Source organism: Nonomuraea purpurea (genome assembly GCF_042650645.1).
GTDB lineage: Bacteria > Actinomycetota > Actinomycetes > Streptosporangiales > Streptosporangiaceae > Nonomuraea > Nonomuraea purpurea.
In genome coordinates, this window is record NZ_JBHSBI010000003.1 from 136,597 (window position 1) to 155,070 (window position 18,474).

Annotated in this window: 17 protein-coding genes; 6 read left to right on the top strand and 11 right to left on the bottom strand. The window is 71.2% G+C overall.

The features are described from left to right. Window positions 1-91 precede the first annotated feature (91 nt). From ACFOY2_RS07085 to ACFOY2_RS07120, 8 genes are read right to left on the bottom strand one after another with little or no spacing between them, the layout of a single operon-like run. Entirely contained in the window at window positions 92-1,705 is a 1,614-nt protein-coding gene (locus ACFOY2_RS07085) for an AMP-binding protein (RefSeq protein ID WP_379527124.1), read from the bottom strand. After that, window positions 1,702-2,889, bottom strand: coding sequence for a CaiB/BaiF CoA transferase family protein (locus ACFOY2_RS07090; RefSeq protein WP_379527125.1), 1,188 nt, complete (start codon window positions 2,887-2,889; stop codon window positions 1,702-1,704). Before ACFOY2_RS07090 ends, ACFOY2_RS07085 begins: the two co-directional genes overlap by 4 nt. Further along, entirely contained in the window at window positions 2,882-3,811 is a 930-nt protein-coding gene (locus ACFOY2_RS07095; RefSeq protein WP_379527126.1) for an LLM class flavin-dependent oxidoreductase, read from the bottom strand. Before ACFOY2_RS07095 ends, ACFOY2_RS07090 begins: the two co-directional genes overlap by 8 nt. A 16-nt stretch (window positions 3,812-3,827) precedes the next feature. Next, complete coding sequence (locus ACFOY2_RS07100) at window positions 3,828-5,147, bottom strand: ABC transporter substrate-binding protein (protein ID WP_379527127.1); 1,320 nt, start codon at window positions 5,145-5,147, stop codon at window positions 3,828-3,830. Then, window positions 5,144-6,307 (bottom strand): branched-chain amino acid ABC transporter permease, encoded by a 1,164-nt coding sequence (locus ACFOY2_RS07105; protein ID WP_379527128.1) that lies wholly within the window; start codon window positions 6,305-6,307, stop codon window positions 5,144-5,146. The genes ACFOY2_RS07100 and ACFOY2_RS07105 overlap by 4 nt, the downstream gene beginning before the upstream one ends. Window positions 6,308-6,312: 5 nt before the next feature. After that, window positions 6,313-7,206: a branched-chain amino acid ABC transporter permease gene (locus ACFOY2_RS07110; RefSeq protein WP_379527129.1), complete on the bottom strand. Its 894-nt coding sequence runs from the start codon at window positions 7,204-7,206 to the stop codon at window positions 6,313-6,315. Between the two features lie 9 nt (window positions 7,207-7,215). Beyond that, on the bottom strand, window positions 7,216-7,926 hold the full coding sequence (locus tag ACFOY2_RS07115) for an ABC transporter ATP-binding protein (protein WP_379527130.1): 711 nt from the start codon (window positions 7,924-7,926) through the stop codon (window positions 7,216-7,218). Next, on the bottom strand, window positions 7,923-8,678 hold the full coding sequence (locus tag ACFOY2_RS07120; protein ID WP_379527131.1) for an ABC transporter ATP-binding protein: 756 nt from the start codon (window positions 8,676-8,678) through the stop codon (window positions 7,923-7,925). The genes ACFOY2_RS07115 and ACFOY2_RS07120 overlap by 4 nt, the downstream gene beginning before the upstream one ends. A 106-nt stretch (window positions 8,679-8,784) precedes the next feature. Here ACFOY2_RS07120 and ACFOY2_RS07125 point away from each other — a divergent pair, with 106 nt between their 5' ends. After that, window positions 8,785-9,933 carry a CaiB/BaiF CoA transferase family protein gene (locus ACFOY2_RS07125; RefSeq protein WP_379527132.1) on the top strand — a complete coding sequence of 383 codons (1,149 nt, stop codon included), beginning with the start codon at window positions 8,785-8,787 and terminating at the stop codon, window positions 9,931-9,933. Between the two features lie 30 nt (window positions 9,934-9,963). Here ACFOY2_RS07125 and ACFOY2_RS07130 read toward each other — a convergent pair whose 3' ends face one another. Beyond that, window positions 9,964-11,082, bottom strand: coding sequence for an acyl-CoA dehydrogenase family protein (locus ACFOY2_RS07130; protein ID WP_379527133.1), 1,119 nt, complete (start codon window positions 11,080-11,082; stop codon window positions 9,964-9,966). 52 nt (window positions 11,083-11,134) lie between these two features. Here ACFOY2_RS07130 and ACFOY2_RS07135 point away from each other — a divergent pair, with 52 nt between their 5' ends. After that, window positions 11,135-12,298 (top strand): acyl-CoA dehydrogenase family protein, encoded by a 1,164-nt coding sequence (locus ACFOY2_RS07135; RefSeq protein WP_379527134.1) that lies wholly within the window; start codon window positions 11,135-11,137, stop codon window positions 12,296-12,298. Here the strand turns inward: ACFOY2_RS07135 and ACFOY2_RS07140 are convergent. Next, window positions 12,295-14,004, bottom strand: a complete 1,710-nt coding sequence (locus tag ACFOY2_RS07140; RefSeq protein WP_379527450.1) for a flavin-containing monooxygenase — start codon at window positions 14,002-14,004, stop codon at window positions 12,295-12,297. The two genes, ACFOY2_RS07135 and ACFOY2_RS07140, sit on opposite strands and share 4 nt — an antisense overlap. Before the next feature lie 285 nt (window positions 14,005-14,289). Between ACFOY2_RS07140 and ACFOY2_RS07145 the strand changes: the two genes are divergently transcribed. The 3 genes from ACFOY2_RS07145 (at window position 14,290) to ACFOY2_RS07155 (ending at window position 16,404) form a co-directional block, all read left to right on the top strand. Next, window positions 14,290-15,183 (top strand): hypothetical protein, encoded by an 894-nt coding sequence (locus ACFOY2_RS07145; RefSeq protein WP_379527135.1) that lies wholly within the window; start codon window positions 14,290-14,292, stop codon window positions 15,181-15,183. A gap of 133 nt (window positions 15,184-15,316) precedes the next feature. Next, window positions 15,317-16,012: a glycoside hydrolase family 12 protein gene (locus tag ACFOY2_RS07150; protein ID WP_379527136.1), complete on the top strand. Its 696-nt coding sequence runs from the start codon at window positions 15,317-15,319 to the stop codon at window positions 16,010-16,012. A gap of 65 nt (window positions 16,013-16,077) precedes the next feature. Continuing rightward, window positions 16,078-16,404, top strand: coding sequence for a DUF3817 domain-containing protein (locus tag ACFOY2_RS07155; RefSeq protein ID WP_379527137.1), 327 nt, complete (start codon window positions 16,078-16,080; stop codon window positions 16,402-16,404). Between the two features lie 79 nt (window positions 16,405-16,483). On the opposite strand, the gene ACFOY2_RS07160 is transcribed toward ACFOY2_RS07155, so the two are convergent. Next, entirely contained in the window at window positions 16,484-17,071 is a 588-nt protein-coding gene (locus ACFOY2_RS07160; RefSeq protein WP_379527138.1) for a TetR/AcrR family transcriptional regulator, read from the bottom strand. Between the two features lie 125 nt (window positions 17,072-17,196). Between ACFOY2_RS07160 and ACFOY2_RS07165 the strand changes: the two genes are divergently transcribed. Beyond that, window positions 17,197-18,399 carry a cytochrome P450 gene (locus ACFOY2_RS07165; protein ID WP_379527139.1) on the top strand — a complete coding sequence of 401 codons (1,203 nt, stop codon included), beginning with the start codon at window positions 17,197-17,199 and terminating at the stop codon, window positions 18,397-18,399. Window positions 18,400-18,474: the final 75 nt, after the last annotated feature.

Below are 18,474 nucleotides of genomic sequence, written 5' to 3' on the forward strand. Positions count from 1 at the left end.
GCTGCGCGCGGTCAACGTGTACCTGGTCCGCGGCGACGACCGGCTGACCCCTGCGGGCCGGCGGCTGACCCACCGGCCCGCAGCCGGCGGGTCAGCCGGCTTCGGCCTGCGCGAGTTCGGTGGCCAGTCGCTTGATCGCGGCCAGGTCGGCTTTTCCGCTCGGGGCGCGCCGCATGCTCTCGACGAAGAACACCCGCTTGGGCGCCTTGTAACCGGCCAGCCGGGAGCGCACCCCCGCGATGATCCCGGCGGCGTCGCGGGCCGCGCCAGGAGCCGGCTCCACGACGGCGACGACCATCTGGCCGTACTTGTCGTCGGGGACCCCGACCACGACCGCGTCCGCCACGCCGGGCAGCCCCTTGACCGCCCCCTCCACCTCCTCGGCGAACACCTTCTCACCGCCGGTGTTGATGCAGGCCGAGTCGCGGCCGAGCAGCGTCACCGACCCGTCCCGCGCCACCGTCGCCCAGTCACCCGGCACCGAGTAGCGGTGCCCGTCGATGACCTGGAACGTCGCCCTGGTCTTGGCCTCGTCCTTGTAGTAGCCCAGCGGCTGCCGGCCGCGGAAGGCGATGAGCCCGCGCTCGCCGGAGCCGGGCACGATCTCGCGGCCGTCGGGCGCGATGACCCGCATGTGGGCGCTGGGGCGGAAGGAGCCGGTCGGCGGCGTGGTGTCCGCAGTGGTGATCGACTGCCCGACCGTGATCGCCTCCGAGGCGCCGAACACGTCCGCGATGAGCAGGTGGGGCGCATGCCGCAGGATGCCGCGCTTGATCTCTTCGCCGAACATCACGCCGCCCGAGGTGAGGTGGCGCAGGCTGCTCAGGTCCCAGCGGCCCGGGTGGGCGTCGAGCGCGGCCAGCACCGGCTTGGCGAAGGCGTCGCCGACCCAGTTGACCGAGTTGACCTGGTCGCGGTGGACGGCGTCCAGCAACTCGGCGGGATCGAACGAGCGGCCCTCCAGGAGCACGATCGCGCCGCCGCGAGCCATGATCGGGATACAGCTGAACAACCCGGAGCCGTGCATGAGCGGGGCGGCGGGCAGGTGCCTGCGGCCGGGCGAGGCCACCCGGGCGCGGGCGTGCGCCAGGTCCTGCTCGTCGCCGTACCCGCCCCTGGAGGCGTTGCCGAGCAGCACGAACACGTCGTCCTGGCGCCACATGACGCCCTTGGGCAGGCCGGTGGTCCCGCCCGTGTACAGCAGGAGCAGGTCGTCGCCGTCGCGATCCCATGGGGCGGGGGACGCCTCGCCGTCCGTGGCCGCCTGTTCGTACGGCGTCGCCCAGTCCGGGCAGGTCCCCGATCCGTCCGCCACCCACAGCCACGCTTTGACGTGCGGGAAGGCGGGACGTACCCGCTCGACGACGGGCGTGAACTCGCCCTGGAAGACCACGGCCGAGACGTCCGCGTTGTCCCACAGGTACGTCAATTCCCCGGCTTCGTAGCGGTAGTTGGTGTTCACCGGCACCAGCGCCGCCTTCAGCGCGGCCACCAGCGCCTCGATGTACTCGGGCCGGTTGCGCAGGTAGAGCGCGACCTTGTCCTGCCGTCCCAGGCCCCGGGCCACCCACCAGGCGCCGAGCCGCGCGGCCCGGCGGTCGAGCTCTCCCCAGGTGATCCGGCGCGGGCCCTGGATGACGGCCGGGGCGTCCGGCACCTCGGCGGCGACGATCTCCAGCACGTCGGCGATGTTCCAGCCGGTCATTGGTCTCCTCTTGCGTCGAGCTGTACGGCGGCCCCTGCCTCGAACAGGGCGTCGATCTCCTCCGGCGGCAGGCGGGCGACGCTCTCCAGCACCTCGCGCGTGTGCTCACCCAGCGCGGGCACACGGGTGCCGCCGGCCGGGGTGGCCACCTCGTCGAGCCGGAACGGCGTCACCGGGACGGGGAACGGGCCGGCGGCGTCGAGCACGTCGCGGAAGCCGCCGCGCAGTTCCGGGTCGGCCAGGATGTCGCCCACCGAGCGATACCGCGCCGCCGGCGCCCCGGCCGCCAGCAGCCGCGCCTCGGCCTCGGCCGTGGTGCGCCCGGCCGCCCACGCCGCTACGTGCGCCTGGAGTTCGGCCCAGTTGCGGGTGCGGGAGGAGACGTCGCGGAAGCGCTCGTCGGCGGCCAGTTCGGGGCGGCCGATGGCGGCGGCCGTCGCGGCCCAGTTCGCGTCGTTCACGATCGTCAGCGAGAGGTGGCCGTCGAGCGTGCGGACCGGCGGGTGGGTGATCCTGCGCTCGGTGAGCCCGGCCACCGCCGCCTGCAACTCGTAGACCAGCATCGACAGCATGCCCTCCATCATGGACACGTCCACCTGGGAGCCGACGCCCTCGGCGGCGCGGCGGTGCAGGGCCGTCATGATCGCCCCGAACGCCAGCGCGCCACCGAGGAAGTCGGCGACGAAGACACCCGTGACCGGCGGCCGGTCGTGGTCAGGCTGGTAGGACATGCTCGCCAGGTCGAACCCCGAGAAGGCGTGGATGGTGGGGGCGAAGGCCGCCCGGTCCGCGTGCCGGCCCGCCCGGCCGTACCCGGAGATGGAGCAGTGGACGATCCGGCCGTTGACCCGCCGGCAGTCGTCGTAGCCCACGCCGAGCCGGTCGGCGACGCCGGGCCGCCAGTTGTCGATGACGACGTCGGCGCCGCGGGCCAGCTCCAGCGCCGCATCCCTGCCCGCCTTGTGCCGCAGGTCCAGCACCACGCTGCGTTTGCCCGCGTTGAGCTGGCCGAAGAACCGGCTCGCTCCCCGCGTGCGCGGCCGCAGCCTGCGCATGTGGTCGCCGCCCGGCGCCTCGACCTTGATGACGTCGGCGCCCAGGTCGGCCAGCAGCCGCGTGCAGTACGGGCCGGAGATCATCGCGCTGTGGTCGAGGACGACCAGGCCCTCCAGCGGCTCAGCCATGCGCCCGCACCAGGGGCAGGACCTGCTCGGCGAGCAGGTCGACGTGCCGGTCGGCGTAGTCGAGCGGGCACGCCGCGCCGAAGACCACCAGCCCGGCCCCCGCCTCGACGTACTCGCGCGCCCTGGCCGCGACCCGCTCCGGTGTGCCCACGGCCAGGTACTTGCCGGCCATGGAGGTGAAGTCCTGCCGGTAGGTCTTGGCCAGGCTCCGCTTGGCGTGCTCCAGCGCGACGGCGCCGTCCTCGTGGACGCACGACCACAGGAAGACGCCGGCCTCCACCGGCTCCGGCCGCTCGCGCATCGCCGCGACCTTGCCGATGGAGTCGGCCAGCATCTCGGGCGTGTACATGTACGGCATCCAGCCGTCGCCGTGCCGGGCCGCCCTGCGCATGGCCGGCTCCTTGCGCCCGGCGACCCAGATGGGCGGCCGGCGCACGGGCGCGGGCGCGATCCTGACGTCCTCCAGGCGGGCGAAGCGCCCCTCGTAAGTCACCGGCCCGCCCTCCCACAGGCGCCGGATCACCTCCAGCGCCTCGTCCGCGCGGGCGCCGCGCTGGCTCACGGGCACCCCGCACGCCTCGAACTCCCTGGGGTTCTCACCGCCGATCCCGACGCCGAAGACGAACCGCCCGCCGCTGACGTTGTCCAGCGCGGCGCCCATCTTGGCCGCGAGCGCGGCGGGGTAGAGCGGCAGCAGGGCCACGCTGCTCATGAGCTCGACCCTGCTGGTCACGGCCGCCGCGGCGGACAGGGTCACGAACGCGTTGGCGATCGGCAGGTTGAAGCTGACGTGCTCGCCGGTGGCGATGACGTCCCAGCCCTGCGCCTCGAGCCGCCCCGCCGCCGAGGGAACGGACGCGTCCGTCGCGGTGATGACGGTGCCGAAACGCGGTGGATCCGATGGCGCGTGGATGCTGATCACTCTCCTTGACAGGGGGTCACTGACGACCGCTCTGGCCCTCTATGCTCAGCAGATCGCCGCTGAAGGTGAAGTGTCCCGCCTTGGCGCCGTCCTTCGGCGGCACGTACGTGGCGATGCGCGCCGACTCCATCAGGAAGGCGTCGTCGACCCCGCTGGTGCGGAACCTGATGCCGTCCAGGGAGACCGGGACCGCGACGTCGGAGTTCCACATGGCCTTCAGCACGTTGACCCTGGTGAGGCCGCCGGGCATGGTCAGCGCCTTGCGCAGTGTCCGCTCGACGTACATGCCCAGCAGGACCCCGTCGAGCGGCCGGCCGCTGACGTCCAGGCCCGCCTCCTGGAGGATCTTGACGACGTCCTGGAACGGCCGGTCGTCCTTGAAGGTGTCGTCGTCGCCGTCCTTGCGGTCGAGCACGACCCGGGTGCCGGAGCCGTCGGGGTCGGTGGGTTGGAAGGTCAGCGCGATCTGGGCGCAGGTGAGCGACATGATGACGACGGGCTTCCACGAGGAGGCCGCGATGCCGGCCAGGGCCTGCGGGCAGAAGGCGCCGGTGGTGCCGAGCAGGACGACGTCGGCCTTGCTCGCGGCCAGCGTGGTGAGCTGGTTGGTGATGCCGGGCGCGTCGGGCGCGTGCTTGACCGACGCGGCGAGCTTGACCTCGCCGCGCTCGGCGCAGGCGCCGACGCCCTTGGCGTAGTTGGAGCCGAAGTCGTTGTCCATGTAGAGGGCGGCCACGCTCTTGCCGGCGCCGATCGTGTTCTTGATGTAGTCGCACCAGATCAGCGCCTCGGAGCGCTGGCTGAACATGCCGCCGATCGTCCACGGGTGGCGCGCCGGGTCGTTGATGCGCGGGTCGCCGGTGCCCGCCATGAGGTGCGGCGTGCAGGATTCCTCGATCAGCGGCTGGACCCCGAGGTTGTGGGCGGTGCCCACCACGTAGTTGAAGGCGAAGAGGTTGTCGCCGGCCAGCATCTCCTGCACGTTGGTGCGCGTCCTGGCCGGATTGTAGGCGTCGTCCCGCTGGACCAGCACGAGCTTCTTGCCGTCGATGGGGTCGCTGTCGTTGACGTGGTCGAAGTACGCCTGCTCCCCGTCGGCCATGGCGCCGACCGACGCCATCGAGCCGGACTTGGGCAGGCTGATGCCGATGCGGATCTCCTTGTCGGTGATGCCGCCGGTGTCGCTCCACCCCGACGGGCACGTGTCCAGGTCCACGGTGGTTCCCTTCGCCACCTCGATCTTCCCCCGGGACCCGCCGTCGCCGCCTCCGGCATCGACGTTCGTGCTGCACGCCGCCAAGGTGATCACGGCGAACACGGCGATGAGTCTTCTCATGGCTGCTCCTTGCGAGCCGATACGACGACCGTCTCAGGGACGGGAGGAGGAGGTGGAGGGGGACTCGTGGCGCGACGACGGGCCCGCACCCGGCGCGAGTACAGGGAGACCACGCCGTCGGGAAGCGCCAGGGGGATCACGACGAGCAGCAGCCCGAGGACGAGCGCACCGGTGGGGCCGCGCAGCCACTCGGCCGGTACGCCGGGCAGCGAGGTGACCTGGGCGGCGAGCGCGGGCAGGAAGGCGACCACGACGCCGCCGGCCACGGCCCCGCCCAGCCGCCGGTAGCCGCCGGCGATCATGCCGAAGAGCAGGTAGATCGTCAGCGTGATGCCGAAGGTGTCGGGGGCGACGATGCGGAACAGCACCGCGTACATGGCGCCCGACACTCCTGCCAGCGCGGCGCTCCAGCCGAACAGCGCGACCTTGGTCCCCGCCACGTCCACGCCGCAGCTCGCGGCGCCGATCTCGTGGTCGCGCACGGCGCGGATCGCCCGTCCTGACCGGCCGCGCAGCATCCCGCGGACGAACCAGAAGACGAGCGCCGCGCAGGCCAGCAGCACGAAGTAGAGCCAGACCGCGGCGGCCTCGCCCGGCGGCAGCGGGCGGGTCCCGATGAACTGCGGCCCGAGGAGCGGGATGCGGCCGAGGACCTCGGGCATGGAGGCTATCGGCAGCCAGGCGGGCGGCTCCGCCCTGCCTTCCAGCGGCAGGCCGTTGGACCCTCCGGTGTGTCCTTCGAGCAGCGGCAGCCGTACCAGTGAGGGAAGGACGGCCGCCAGCGTGACCGTGACCAGGGCCAGGTACGCGCCGCGGATGCGCAGCGCGGGCAGCCCCAGCAGGACGCCCAGCAGGAACGTCGTCGGGACCACGCTCGCCCCCGCCACCAGGGCGGGCCAGTCCAGCCAGGTCATCGCCACCATCGCCTGGTAGGCGCCGACCCCCATGAAGAAGCCGGAGCTCAGCGAGAGCTGCCCGCCGAAGCCCACGAGCAGCACCAGGCTCAGCACCGCCACCGACAGGACCACGGCGTAGGTCAGGTTCTGGATGCCGAAGGTGAAGCGGTTGCCCAGGATGAGCAGGGCGGGCGTCTTGACCGCCACGAACGGGACGACGACCAGGAACACCGCCGCGATCAGCGCCTTGACCGGGAATCTCATGGCTCTCACACCCGTACCGTGACGCGGCTGCCGAACAGCCCGGACGGTCTCCACAGCAGGGCGAGCAGCAGCGTGCCCAGTGCCACGCACACGCCGAGCTCCGGCGGGATCCAGGGGACGTATCCGGCCACGAGGCTCTCCGTGAGCCCGAGCAGCAGCCCGCCCGCCAGCGAGCCCCAAAGGCTGTCGAGACCTCCGAGCACGGCGGCGGCGGCCGCGAAGATGAGGACCCGGTCCATGATGTTCGGATCGAGGTGGCGCAGCGGATCGGAGACGTAGAGGGTGGCGGCCAGCGTGCCCATCGCCGCGGCCAGCGCCCAGGCCAGGGCGATCACCCGGTTGACCTGGATGCCCACCAGGCGGGCGGAGTCGAGCGTGGTCGCGACGGCCCGGAACGACAGCCCGATCCTGCTGTGCCGCAGGAACAGGCTGAGCGCGGTCAGCACGATCAGCGAGACCGCCAGCACGCCCACGGTGTACCAGCGCAGCGAGGCCGAGCCGTAGGTGAGCAGGTTGCCCGAGGGGAAGATCTGCGGCAGGCGCCGCGAGTGGTGCCCCCACACGATGCCGGCCAGGGCGTTCAACGTCAGCAGCAACCCGAGCGTGGCCAGCACCAGCGGCAGGTGCTCGCGCGGGTCGAACCGGCTCACCACCAGCCGGTGGACGGCGACGCCGCCGAGCGCGCTCAGCGCCATCACGACCAGCAGGCTCAGGTAGACGTTCCAGCCGTGCTCCACCGAGAGCAGGTAGACCAGGAAGGCCCCGATCATGGCCATCTCGCCCTGGGCGAAGTTGATCAGGGCGGTCGACTTGTAGATCACGACGAGCGCGAGCGCGATCGTCGCGTAGAGCGACCCGGTCGCGATTCCGTCGAAGATCCGTGCGATCAGCAGATCCATGTGTCCCCGCTATCCACCCAGGTACGCCTCTCTGATCCGGTCCTCGCCGGCGAGCCGGTCGGCCTCGCCGCTCAGCACGATGTGCCCGGCCTCCACGACGTAGGCGCGGTCGGCGAACCCCAGCGCCAGCCTGGCGTTCTGCTCCACGACGAGGACGGCCGTGCCCGTCGAGCGCCTGATCTCCACCAGCGCGGCGAACAGGTCGGCCACGACCAGCGGAGCCAAGCCCAGCGAGGGCTCGTCCAGGAGGAGCAGCTTGGGCCGCATCATGAGGGCCCGGGCGATGGCCAGCATCTGCTGCTCGCCTCCTGACAGGCTGCCGGCGAGCTGGCGGCGCCGCTCCCCCAGCCGGGGGAAGGTCTCGTACCACCGTGCGATCTCCGCGCCCACTCCCCTCCCCGACCGGGTGATCGCACCGACGCGCAGGTTGTCCTCGACGTTCAGGCCGGTGAACGTGCCGCGCCCCTGCGGGACGTGGGCGACGCCCAGCCGCGCCACCTCCTCCGGCGTGTGGCCGCTGAGCCGCCGGCCGTCGTAGGCGATCTCGCCCGTCGTGGTGACCAGGCCCGACACGCAGCGCAGGGTCGTGGTCTTGCCGGCGCCGTTGGCTCCCAGCAGCGCGACGGTCTCCCCTTCCGCGACCTGCAGGTCGATGCCGTGCAGGGCGCGCAGCGAGCCGTACCGGGCGTGGACGTCGCGCAGTTCCAGCAGCGTGCTCATGCCTGCGCTCCCAGGTAGGCGGCGACGACGCGCTCGTCGTTGCGGACCTCGTCCGGCGGGCCGTCGGCGATCTTCCTGCCGGAGTCGAGCACGACGACCTGGTCGGACAGTCGCATGATCATTCCCATGTGGTGCTCGACGAGCAGCACGGTGAGCGCGTGCTCGGCGACGATCCCGCGCAGGAGGAGCACCAGTTCGTCCACCTCCGGGTGGGTCAGGCCCCCGGCGGGCTCGTCGAGCAGGAGCAGCCGGGGACGACCCATGAGAGCGCGGGCCAACTCGACCCGTTTCAGCGTCCCGAAGGGCAGGCCGGTCGCGGGGTGGTCGGCGTGCTCGGCCAGGTCGAGCGAGGCCAGGAGCTCGTCGGCCTCGCGGGCGAGCCGCTGCTCCTCCCCCCGCGTCCGCAGCCGCAGTCCCGATCGGAGCAGCCCGGCCGAGGCGTGGATGTGCGCGCCGGTCATGACGTTCTCCCGCACCGACATCGACGGCCACAGCGCGAGGTTCTGGAACGTGCGCGCCGCGCCCAGGCCCAGGATCCGATGCCGGCGCCTGCGCAGGAGGTCCTGCCCGGCGAAGACGACCCGGCCGGACTCCGGCGCGCAGACCCGGCTGACGACGTTGAACAGGGTCGTCTTGCCCGCTCCGTTGGGGCCGATGAGCGCGCAGACGCGGCCTTCCTGCGCGGAGAAGCTGAGCCGGTCGAGGGCCAGCACGCCGCCGAAGCGGACCGTGACGTCCGCGATCTCCAGCACGGGGACCACCTCCTCACCGCGGTCAACATGCGTGTTGAAACATCGTTGACGCAAGGAGTGCCCGCTGTCAACATGTTCGTTGATTGGATCTCGGCTGGAGGCTGCGATGGGCTCACAGGGGCCGCTGCTCGGTGTGAAGGTGCTCGAACTCGCCGGAATGGGCCCCGCCCCGTACGGCTGCATGCTGCTGGCGGACCTGGGGGCGGACGTCGTGCGGGTGGACCGGCACGACGCGAGGATGCCGCCCGAGCAGGCCGCCCGCGACGTCGTCTCCCGGGGCAGGCGCTCCATCGGCGTGGACATGAAGTCACCCGAAGGGGCCGAGGTGGTGCTCCGGCTGGCGGAGCGGGCCGACGTGCTGGTCGACCCGTACCGGCCCGGGGTGGCCGAACGGCTCGGGCTGGGCCCGCAGGCGTGCGCGAAGCGCAACCCCCGGCTGGTGTACGCGCGGATGACCGGCTTCGGGCAGAGCGGCCCGCTGGCCGCGAACGCCGGCCACGACATCAACTACATCGCGCTCGGCGGCGCGCTCGCGCACATCGGCCGGGCCGGCGAGCCGCCGGTGCCGCCGCTGAACCTGGTGGGCGACATGGGCGGGGGCATGCTGCTGGCCTACGGCGTGGCGTGCGCGCTGTTCGAGGCCAGGGGGTCAGGACGGGGACAGGAGATCGACGTGGCGATGATCGACGGTGTCGCGTCGCTCATGTCGATGATGTACGGCTTCGCCGCCCAGGGGATCGTGACCGAGGAGCGGGGCGCCAACGTCTTCGACACCGGCTCGCACTTCTACGAGGTGTACGAGTGCGCGGACGGCGAGTACGTCTCGGTGGGCGCCATCGAGCCCGGCTTCTACCGGAAACTGGTCACGGCCATCGGCCTGGATCCGGACTCCCTGCCCCGGCGCGGCGACCGGCGAAGCTGGCCCGAGTCGAAGCGCACGCTCGCGGCGGTCTTCCGCACCAGGACGCGCGCGCAATGGAGCGCGCTGCTCGAACCGCATCCCGACCTCTGCTTCGCGCCCGTGTTGTCGATGTCGCAGGCCCCCTCCCACCCTCATCACCGCGAGCGTGGAACGTTCATCGAGGTCGAAGGCGTGACGCAGCCCGCGCCCGCACCCCGCTTCAGCCGCACGCCCGGCGCGGTGGCCCGCCCGCCCGCGGCGCCCGGCCGGCACGCCGACGAGGTGCTGACCGACTGGCTCGACGTGGACGCGCAGGAACTCCGCGACCTGCGCGAGCGCGGCGCACTCGGCTGACCGCGGGCGCGGTGGGGTGTGGTCGGCTGGTTACAGGCCGAGGTGCGCGGCCAGTCGTTCGCGGTGCTCGGCCGCGCCTCCGAAGAGCACTGCCGAGGAGTGGGCGCGTTTGAGGTACAGGTGGGCGAAGTGCTCCCAGGTGAGCCCGATGCCGCCGAACACCTGGATCGCCCCCTGCGCGACCTTCACGTACGCGTCCGAGCAGTACGCCTTGGCCAGTGGCGCGGCCCAGACGATCTCCTCGTCGCCGGCGAACATCGCGTAGTAGGCGGCCGACCTGGCGGCCTCCGACTCCATCAGCATGTCGGCGAGCCGGTGCTTGACCGCCTGGAAGGCCCCGATGGGACGGCCGAACTGCACGCGGGACTTGGCGTACTCGGTACTCGCCTCGACCAGCCTGCGGGCGCCGCCCGCCTGCTCGGTCGCCAGAGCGGCGCAGGCCAGCAGCAGCGCGTGCTCGATCCTGTCGCGCATCCGCCCCACGGCCCCGACGGGTGTCGCCGCGACGCCGGTGAACTCCAGCCTGGCCTGCTTGCGGGTCTGGTCCATCGTGGGCAGCGGGGTCCGCGTGAGCCCGTCCGCCGCGCCGTCCACGGCGAACAGGCCCAGGCCCTCGGCGGTGTCGCACACCACCAGGATGAGCTCGGCCAGCGCCCCGTCGGTCACGTACGTCTTCATCCCGGTCAGCCGCCAGCCGTCCGGCCCGCGTTCGGCTCTGGCCCGCACCGCGTCGAGGTCCCAGCCCTGCCGCCCCTCGGCGACGGCCGCGGTGGCGACCAGGTCCCCCGAGGCGATCCTGGGCAGGTGCCGGGCGGCGGCCACCTCGTCGCCCGAGCACAGCAGGAGGTCGGCGGCCAGCACGACGGTGGAGAAGTAGGGGCCGCACAGCAGCGCGCGGCCCATCTCCTCCAGGACGATGCCCTGCTCCACCCGTGTGGCACCGGCGCCGCCCCACTTCTCGGGGATGGCCAGGCCGTGCAGTTCGAGCTGGGTGGCCATGTCCGTCCACACCCGCAGGTCGAAGCCGTCGGCGGTGGCCATGAGGCGGCGCACCTCCTCCTCGGAGGAGCGCTTGTCCAGGAAGGAACGCACGGCCAGGCGCAGCTCCTCCTGTTCGCGGTCGAATCCCATTCCGGTCTCAACGCTCATGTTGACATCCTTGCCTTGCCCGCCGATCTCGTCAACGGTTATGTTGACGGCCATGGAGCTTCCCGAGAGATTCCGTGACGAGGTGCGCGCCTGGCTGCGCGACAACTGGACGCCCGGCCTGGAGCGGGAGGAGTGGAACGCCCGGCTCTACGAGGCCGGATGGATCTGCGCCTCCTGGCCGGTCGAGTACGGCGGGCGAGGGCTGACCACACTGGAGAGCGTGGCGCTGGCCGAGGAGTTCGCGCGGGCAGGGGCGCCGATGCGGGCCGACTGGTTCGGCGACACACTCGTGGGGCCGACCATCCTGCGCTGGGGCACCGAGGAGCAGAAGGAGTTCTTCATCCCGAAGATCCTGCGCGGCGAGATCACCTGGTGCCAGGGGTTCTCCGAGCCGGAGGCGGGCTCCGACCTGGCCTCGCTGCGCACCAGGGCCGTGGCGGACGGCGACGAGTGGGTGATCGACGGCCACAAGATCTGGACGACGCGCGCCCAGGACGCCGACTACGTCTTCCTGCTCGCCCGCACCGACCCGGACGCGCCCAAGCACCGCGGCATCTCCTACCTGCTCGTCCCCATGCGCCAGAACGGCGTCGAGGTGCGGCCCATCGAGCAGCTCGACGGCGCGGGCGACTTCTGCGAGGTCTTCTTCACCGGCGCCCGCACCCGGAGGGAATGGGTGGTCGGCGGGGTGAACAACGGCTGGAAGGTCGCGATGACCACGCTCGGCTTCGAGCGCGGCACCTCGGCGACCACCGGTCACCGCCGCTTCGAGAAGGAACTGGCCCAGATCATCGAGCTGGCGCGCTCGACCGGGACGTCCGGCGACCCGCTCGTACGGCAGCGGCTGGCCCGGCAGTGGTCGAAGATCCAGATCATGCGGTTCAACGGGCTGCGCACACTCTCCGACACCCTCAGGGGCACCAAGGACGCGGCGGCGCTCGGGCCACTGGCCAAGATCTGGTGGTCGGAGACCCATCGGGAGACGATGGACCTGGCCATGGACATCCTCGGCCCCGACGGCCAGATCCTGACCGGCCAGGCCGCCGCCGCGGAATGGGTGCCCGGCTACGGGATGCGCCACGGCCGGGAGGACTACCCGGCCAGCGTGCTGCAGCGGGCCTTCCTCTTCTCACCGTCCGACACCATCGGCGGCGGGACGGCCGAGATCCAGCGCAACATCGTGGCCGAGCGGGTCCTGGGGCTCCCCCGCTCCTAGCCGATGAGCCGCTCCTCCTCGCCCTTGATCTGCAGGGCCAGGTACTTGGAGTAGGGGCGGCACTGCTGAAGGCTCCCGCCCGCGAGCCAGAAGCCCGGCTGCCCGGTGCGCCGCCACATCGCCCGCACCTCGCCCTCCGCGTCGAGCCCCCACACCGGGCCGACGCGGTCGGCGACCTCGTCGCCCAGCAACATCCGGATGGACTCGGACATGTTCTGATAACCCGTGGCGACGACCACCATGTCCACCTCGAGGCGGTCGCCGTCGGTGAAGACGGCCGAGTCCGCGGTCAGGCGCTCGATCTCGACGCCCTGCTTCACCCGCACCCTGCCCGCGGCGATCAGGTCCGAGCAGCCGACGTTGATGTAGTAGCCGCCGCCGTGGCGGTGGTACTTCATCAGGAAGCCGCTGCCGTCCTCCCCGAAGTCCAGGGCGAAGCCCGCCCGGCGCAGGCCGTCGAGCAGGGCGGCGTCCATGTCCGCGATGCGCCTGGTCATCTCCTTGTGCAGTTCGGCCAGCAGCGGGAAGGGGAAGGCGTTGTTGATCAGGTCGGCGTCCCGCAGCGGGATGCCGTCCTCGGCGTAGATGGAGTACGCGCGCGCCGCGCCGGGATCGACGCTCACCACGCAGGTGGACGAGCGCTGGAGCATGGTGACGTGCGCGCCGGCCTCACAGAGGTCCTGCGCGACGTCGTGGGCGCTGCTGCCGGACCCGACCACCAGGACCCGCAGGCCCTTCTCATGCTCCGCGGCCCCCCGGTACTCGGTCGCGTGGGTCAGCACGCCGCGGAAGTCCTCCGCCCCGCGGATCTCCGGCCGGTCCGGGACGCCGAACACCCCGGTCGCCTGCACCAGGTGGCGCGGGCGCAGCGTGCGGACCGTGCCGTCCTCCCGCCGGACGCGCACCGTCCACAGGCCCTGCCGTTCGTCGTAGGCGGCGTCGAGGACCTCCGCCGAGGTCCAGACGTTCAGGGGGAGGATCGAGGCGTACGTCTCGAGCCAGTCGGCGAGCTGGTCCTTGGTGATGTACACCGGCCAGGAGGAGGGGAACGGCAGGTAGGGCAGGTGGTTGGCCCACACCTGGTTGTGCAGCACCAGCGACTGGTACCGGTTGCGCCAGTTGTCGCCGACCCGCGCCTCCCGTTCGATCACCAGCGTGTCCACGTTGAGGCGGCCCAGGCGGGCGGCGACCGTGAGTCCGGCCTGCCCGGCGCCGATGACGAGCACGCGGGGGTCGCGCGGCTCGGACTCGGCGCCCTGACCCACCTCGGTGGGCCGGTGGTGGCCCGCCCGCTCCTCGAAGCCCTTGAGCTGCTCCATCGAGGTGCACAACGTCCAGGCCCGCCACCGCTCGCCGTCGGAGAGCAGGCGCAGATGCGCCCGGCACCAGGCGTAGTCGGTCTCGAACGTGACGAACGTCTCTATGGTCCTGCCCCAGTTCCTGCGCTCGTAGATCTGGGGGCCGCCGTCCTCCAGCGCGAGGTTCAGCGGTGTCCTGGCCGCCTCCAGCAGGCCGGCGGCGATCCTGTCGGGCCCGGAGAAGGTTCTCAGGTCCCAGGTGAGGGCCAGGATGTCGCGCCAGTGACCGTCCGGCAGGAAGAGCTTGCGCACAGCCTCCGCGTCGCGGGCCTCAAGAGCCGAGGCGAAGTCGCCGAGCCACTCCGCCGCCACCTTCTGCCCGGTCGCGACGGACAAGGTGTCCATCATCGTCACACGCACTCCATCCCGCAATTTCCGCCCATATGAGCAGACCTTCAGGAACAGGGGGAACTGGCGAACAGCGTGCCACGCGGAAGAATTCGCTGTCAACGCGATAGTTGACTGATCTTGAGGGCGTGCGTAGAAAGGGATGCGTGACCGATCTCCGGCCGATCATCGGCCCCGTCGCCCGGGGGCCCTGAGGCGGCGAATCGGGTGGGCCGCCCCTCGAACTCGGCGACATTGGGCGACAGCGCAGCGCCACCGTGCCGACTTGTGCTGAAATTTGGTGACATGGAGCGCACACGGATCCCCGTTGGCCGGGGCATGTTGACGGGACTGCTGGTCGGTCTCGTGCTGGCGGCCATCTACGCGGACGCCGTGGCCAAGGACGACGAACTCGGCGCGCTGCTCAACTTCTGGGCGATGTTCGTCGTCCCCTTTCCTGTCGGCGCCGTCGCGGCCCGTCTGCTGCGGATGCCGCACTGGGGTGTCGTGGCGATCGCCGGTGGGATCGCGACCCCGGTCCTGGGCGCGAGCCTGGGGCGCCTCGTCCCCGACCACGACATCTTCGGTTTCGATGAGATGCTGGTCAGCGGCGTGTACGTGCTCGCCGCAGTGCTCGGCTACGTCGCGGCGGCCTGGTGGGCGGGCGAGAGCGGCGGCTGGTGGATCCGCATCACGGTGGCCGGCGTGCTGGTCTCGGCGCAGGTGGCCTCGGCGCAGGTGGCTGAGCCGTTTCGCCGCTGGCAGGACGTGCAGGCCTTCGAGCGGTCGGGTGTCCCGCTGCTCGCCCCTGCGGTCCCGGCGGGGTACACATTGGCACGTGCGGAACCCTGGTCGGGCGACGGGGGAGACTACGGCCCGGCAATCTTCCTCGAATTCGAACGCGGGCGCGGCGACGCCTACGACCCGACCTGGTCGTTGATTCAGGTGTTCGTCCACCCGGGTGCCGCGGCAACCCCCGAGGCCATGTGCGCCACGCCATATCCGACCGAGGGCGGCACGTGCCGTCCGGCCGCGGATGGCCACTGGGTGCGCCAGGACAACGACAGCCTGACCCTGGTAGTCGCCAGGCACAGCAACGCCCTGGTGCAGCTCGAAAGCCGGCACGCCTCAGAAGCGGAACTCCTCACCGTGCTCCGCACCGTGCGCCCGGTTTCCGCCGCCTATCTCGCGAGCGCCTGAGTCTCCCGCGATTCGCTCCGCCGGTCTTCCTGGCGAAAGTTTCACACCAGGTTGACTGGACGGGCCGACTGGCGCACATTCTTTAATTTGTACGACGGCCAAACTAAAGGAGAGAAGACAGAAGGGATCGAGCATGCGCGGGATCGCACGTTCAGGAGCGTTACTCGTTTGCGTAGTGGCGACCGTCGTCGGCTTCTTCGCCCCGCCGGCGCTGGCCGCCACCTGGTCCTCCACCGACCAATGGGGCACCTGGAACAACGGCGGCTACACCCTCTACAACAACATCTGGGGCGGCGGCGCCGGCCCGCAGACCATCTGGGCGAACTCCTACAGCAACTGGGGCGTGTGGGCCAACCACCCCAACACCGGAGGGGTGAAGTCGTACCCGAACGCCACCAAGTACGTCGGCAAGCGCATCAGCGCACTCGGCAGCGTCACCAGCAGCTTCAACGTCACCGTGCCAGGCGGCGGGGCGTACGCGACGGCCTACGACATCTGGGACTCCGCCAACGCCTACGAGATCATGCTCTGGATGAACAAGCGAGGCCCCGTCGGCCCGCTCGGCTCCCGCCAGACCGGCGCCACGGTCGGCGGCCACAGCTGGGACGTCTACCGAGGCAGCAACGGCGCCAACCAGGTCTTCTCGTTCGTCAGGACCGGCAACACCAACTCCGGCACGGTGGACGTCAAGGCGGTGCTCAACTGGCTGCGCACCAACGGCTGGATGGGCGACGTGACACTCGGCAACGTGCAGTTCGGCTACGAGATCACCTCCTCCAGCGGCGGAATGGACTTCGTCACCAACAGCTTCTCGGTGTCGTCCAGTTAGCTCCGCGCGCCCGGCCCGCTCCGCCCTTCCCCTCCGGCCGAGCCGTCCTCTACAGCCTGTAGAGTATGCGCGGATACCGGGTGAAAGGGTGGAGTGTGCTGCGCTGGTTTCGAGTCGTCGCGGTGGCCGAGGCGTGTTCGTGGGCGGGCCTGCTGGTCGGGATGTTCTTCAAGTACGTGACCGAGACCGGTGAACTCGGGGTGAAGGTGTTCGGCCCGATCCACGGCGCGCTGTTCCTGCTGTACGCGGCCGGCGTGGTGCTCAGCGCGCGGGAGGCGGGCTGGAGCCGGGGCACGGTCGTGCTCGGCCTGGTGTGCGCGGTGCCGCCGTTCACCTCGGTGTGGTTCGAACGGCGGATGGCCGCGCGCACGGAGGCCGGGCAGCCCGCCTGACCCCGGCCGTTCACGTCGGGCAGCGCGCGGAAGGGCCGGTTCGTCGCGCTGCCGCCATGGGCCCGCCGGGAAGCGGGCGTCACGGTCGCGGGTGGACGTCCTCGCGGTAGAGCGCCATCAGGAGCGGCTTGGTCAGGGCGGCCATTTCGGCGGGCGAGCGCGGGCATCCGTGTTCGAGCCAGTCGGTGGCGACGCCGATGAGCGCCCCCGCGGTGAACGCGGCGGGCACGTCGTGCGGCGTGCGGGCCGTGTAGTCGGCGGGCGACGGGGTCTCGTCGCCGGTGGCGGCGCGGCGTGCGCCGAGGTAGGCGGCGACGGTGGCGCGGCGGCGCACGTGGCCGATGACGCGCGCGCTGCCTTGGGACCCGAGCACGCTGCGGTAGAGGCCGGCATGGTCGGCGAGGTGGGCGAAGAAGGTCAGCAGGGTGTCGGCGGGCGTGTGGGGGACGTCGCCCGCGCCGGGGTTGGGAATGGCCTCGATCAGGTCGTCGATCATCGTGGTGCAGGCGGCCTCGGCCAGTTCGTGCACGTCGCGGTAGTGGTCGTAGAAGGTGGAGCGGCTCACCCCGGCGCGTTCGGCGACGTCGGCGACGCTGATGCGGGACAGCTCGCGGTCCTGGACGAGATCGATCAGTGTGCGTTGCAGGGCCGCCTGTGTGCGGCGCACCCGCGGATCGCTCAGGTCGCTGCTTCTGTCTCTGGGGAGGGCCACATTTCAGTGTAACTGCACCCTACATCTGTAGGTTAGCCTACAGATGTAGGGAAGTTGGGCCTTGCTGATTGGGGACAATCGTGACCGCTGACTCCACTGAAACGCTCCAGATCAACCGCACCTGCCCGTACGCGCCGCCTGACCAGCACCTCCGTCTCCTGCGCGAGCAGCCGGTCTCCAAGATCACGCTGCCGGGCGGCTCGCCCGCCTGGGTCGCCGCCCGCTACGAGGACATCCGCACGGTCCTGAGCGACCCCCGCTTCAGCGCCGACCGCCGCAACCCCAACGCCCCCAGGCTGAACGGCGAGATGGGGCCGAGCGAGTCACCGCTGCCCAAGATGCTGCTGGAGATGGACCCGCCCGAGCACGGTCCCGCACGGCGCGCGGTGGTCGGGGAGTTCACCGTCAGGCGCATGGCGGCCCTGCGGCCGCGCATCCAGCAGATCGTGGACGAGCACATCGACGCCATGCTGGACGGCCCGCGCCCGGTCGACCTGGTAAGCGCGCTGGCCCTGCCGGTGCCCTCACTGGTGATCTGCGAACTGCTCGGCGTGCCCTACGACGAGCACGACTTCTTCCAGACGCACTCCGCGCAACTGCTCAACCACACCATCACGGCGCAGGAGCGGCAGCACTCGGCCCTCGAACTGATCATCTACCTCGACAAGCTGATCAAGGCCAAGGAGGAGGAGCCCACCGACGACCTGCTCGGCCGCCAGGTCATCAAGCAGCGCGAGAGCGGCGAGGTGGACCACGGGGCACTGGTCAGCCTGGCTTTCCTGCTGCTGATCGCCGGGCACGAGACCACCGCGAACATGATCTCGCTGGGCACCTACATGCTGCTGCGGCACCCCGACTCACTCGCCGCGATGCGCGAGGACCCCGCCAAGACGCCGGGCGCGGTCGAGGAGCTCCTGCGGCAGTTCACGATCGCCGAATTCGCGATCATGCGGGTGGCCGTCGAGGACGTCGAGCTCGGCGGCACGGTCATCCCCGCCGGGGAAGGCGTGCTCACGCTGGCGAACGCCGGCAACCGCGACCCGGAGGTGTTCGCCGACGCCGGCAGCTTCGACATCGACCGCGACGCCCGCAGCCACCTGGCCTTCGGCTACGGCCCGCACCAGTGCCTGGGCCAGAACCTGGCCCGCGTGGAACTGGAGATCGTCTTCGACACCCTGTTCCGGCGGATCCCCGGCCTGCGACTGGCCGTCCCCGACGAGCAGCTCCGGTTCAAGGACGACGCCAGCGTCTACGGCATGCACGAACTGCCCGTCACCTGGTAACCCCGGCGGGCCGTACCTGACCCGAGGAAACCCAAGGCCGGGGTGAGCATCGCCCCGGCCTCAACCATCGGCGGT

Bases quoted from the DNA above. Each gene is read 5' to 3' on its own strand.
- ACFOY2_RS07130 (WP_379527133.1), bottom strand. From the start codon at position 11,082: ATGAGCGTTGAGACCGGAATGGGATTCGACCGCGAACAGGAGGAGCTG.
- ACFOY2_RS07090 (WP_379527125.1), bottom strand. From the start codon at position 2,889: ATGGCTGAGCCGCTGGAGGGCCTGGTCGTCCTCGACCACAGCGCGATG.
- ACFOY2_RS07085 (WP_379527124.1), bottom strand. From the start codon at position 1,705: ATGACCGGCTGGAACATCGCCGACGTGCTGGAGATCGTCGCCGCCGAG.
- ACFOY2_RS07150 (WP_379527136.1), top strand. From the start codon at position 15,317: ATGCGCGGGATCGCACGTTCAGGAGCGTTACTCGTTTGCGTAGTGGCG.
- ACFOY2_RS07135 (WP_379527134.1), top strand. From the start codon at position 11,135: ATGGAGCTTCCCGAGAGATTCCGTGACGAGGTGCGCGCCTGGCTGCGC.
- ACFOY2_RS07110 (WP_379527129.1), bottom strand. From the start codon at position 7,206: ATGGATCTGCTGATCGCACGGATCTTCGACGGAATCGCGACCGGGTCG.
- ACFOY2_RS07100 (WP_379527127.1), bottom strand. From the start codon at position 5,147: ATGAGAAGACTCATCGCCGTGTTCGCCGTGATCACCTTGGCGGCGTGC.
- ACFOY2_RS07140 (WP_379527450.1), bottom strand. From the start codon at position 14,004: ATGATGGACACCTTGTCCGTCGCGACCGGGCAGAAGGTGGCGGCGGAG.
- ACFOY2_RS07155 (WP_379527137.1), top strand. From the start codon at position 16,078: ATGCGCGGATACCGGGTGAAAGGGTGGAGTGTGCTGCGCTGGTTTCGA.
- ACFOY2_RS07115 (WP_379527130.1), bottom strand. From the start codon at position 7,926: ATGAGCACGCTGCTGGAACTGCGCGACGTCCACGCCCGGTACGGCTCG.
- ACFOY2_RS07125 (WP_379527132.1), top strand. From the start codon at position 8,785: ATGGGCTCACAGGGGCCGCTGCTCGGTGTGAAGGTGCTCGAACTCGCC.
- ACFOY2_RS07145 (WP_379527135.1), top strand. From the start codon at position 14,290: ATGGAGCGCACACGGATCCCCGTTGGCCGGGGCATGTTGACGGGACTG.
- ACFOY2_RS07105 (WP_379527128.1), bottom strand. From the start codon at position 6,307: ATGAGATTCCCGGTCAAGGCGCTGATCGCGGCGGTGTTCCTGGTCGTC.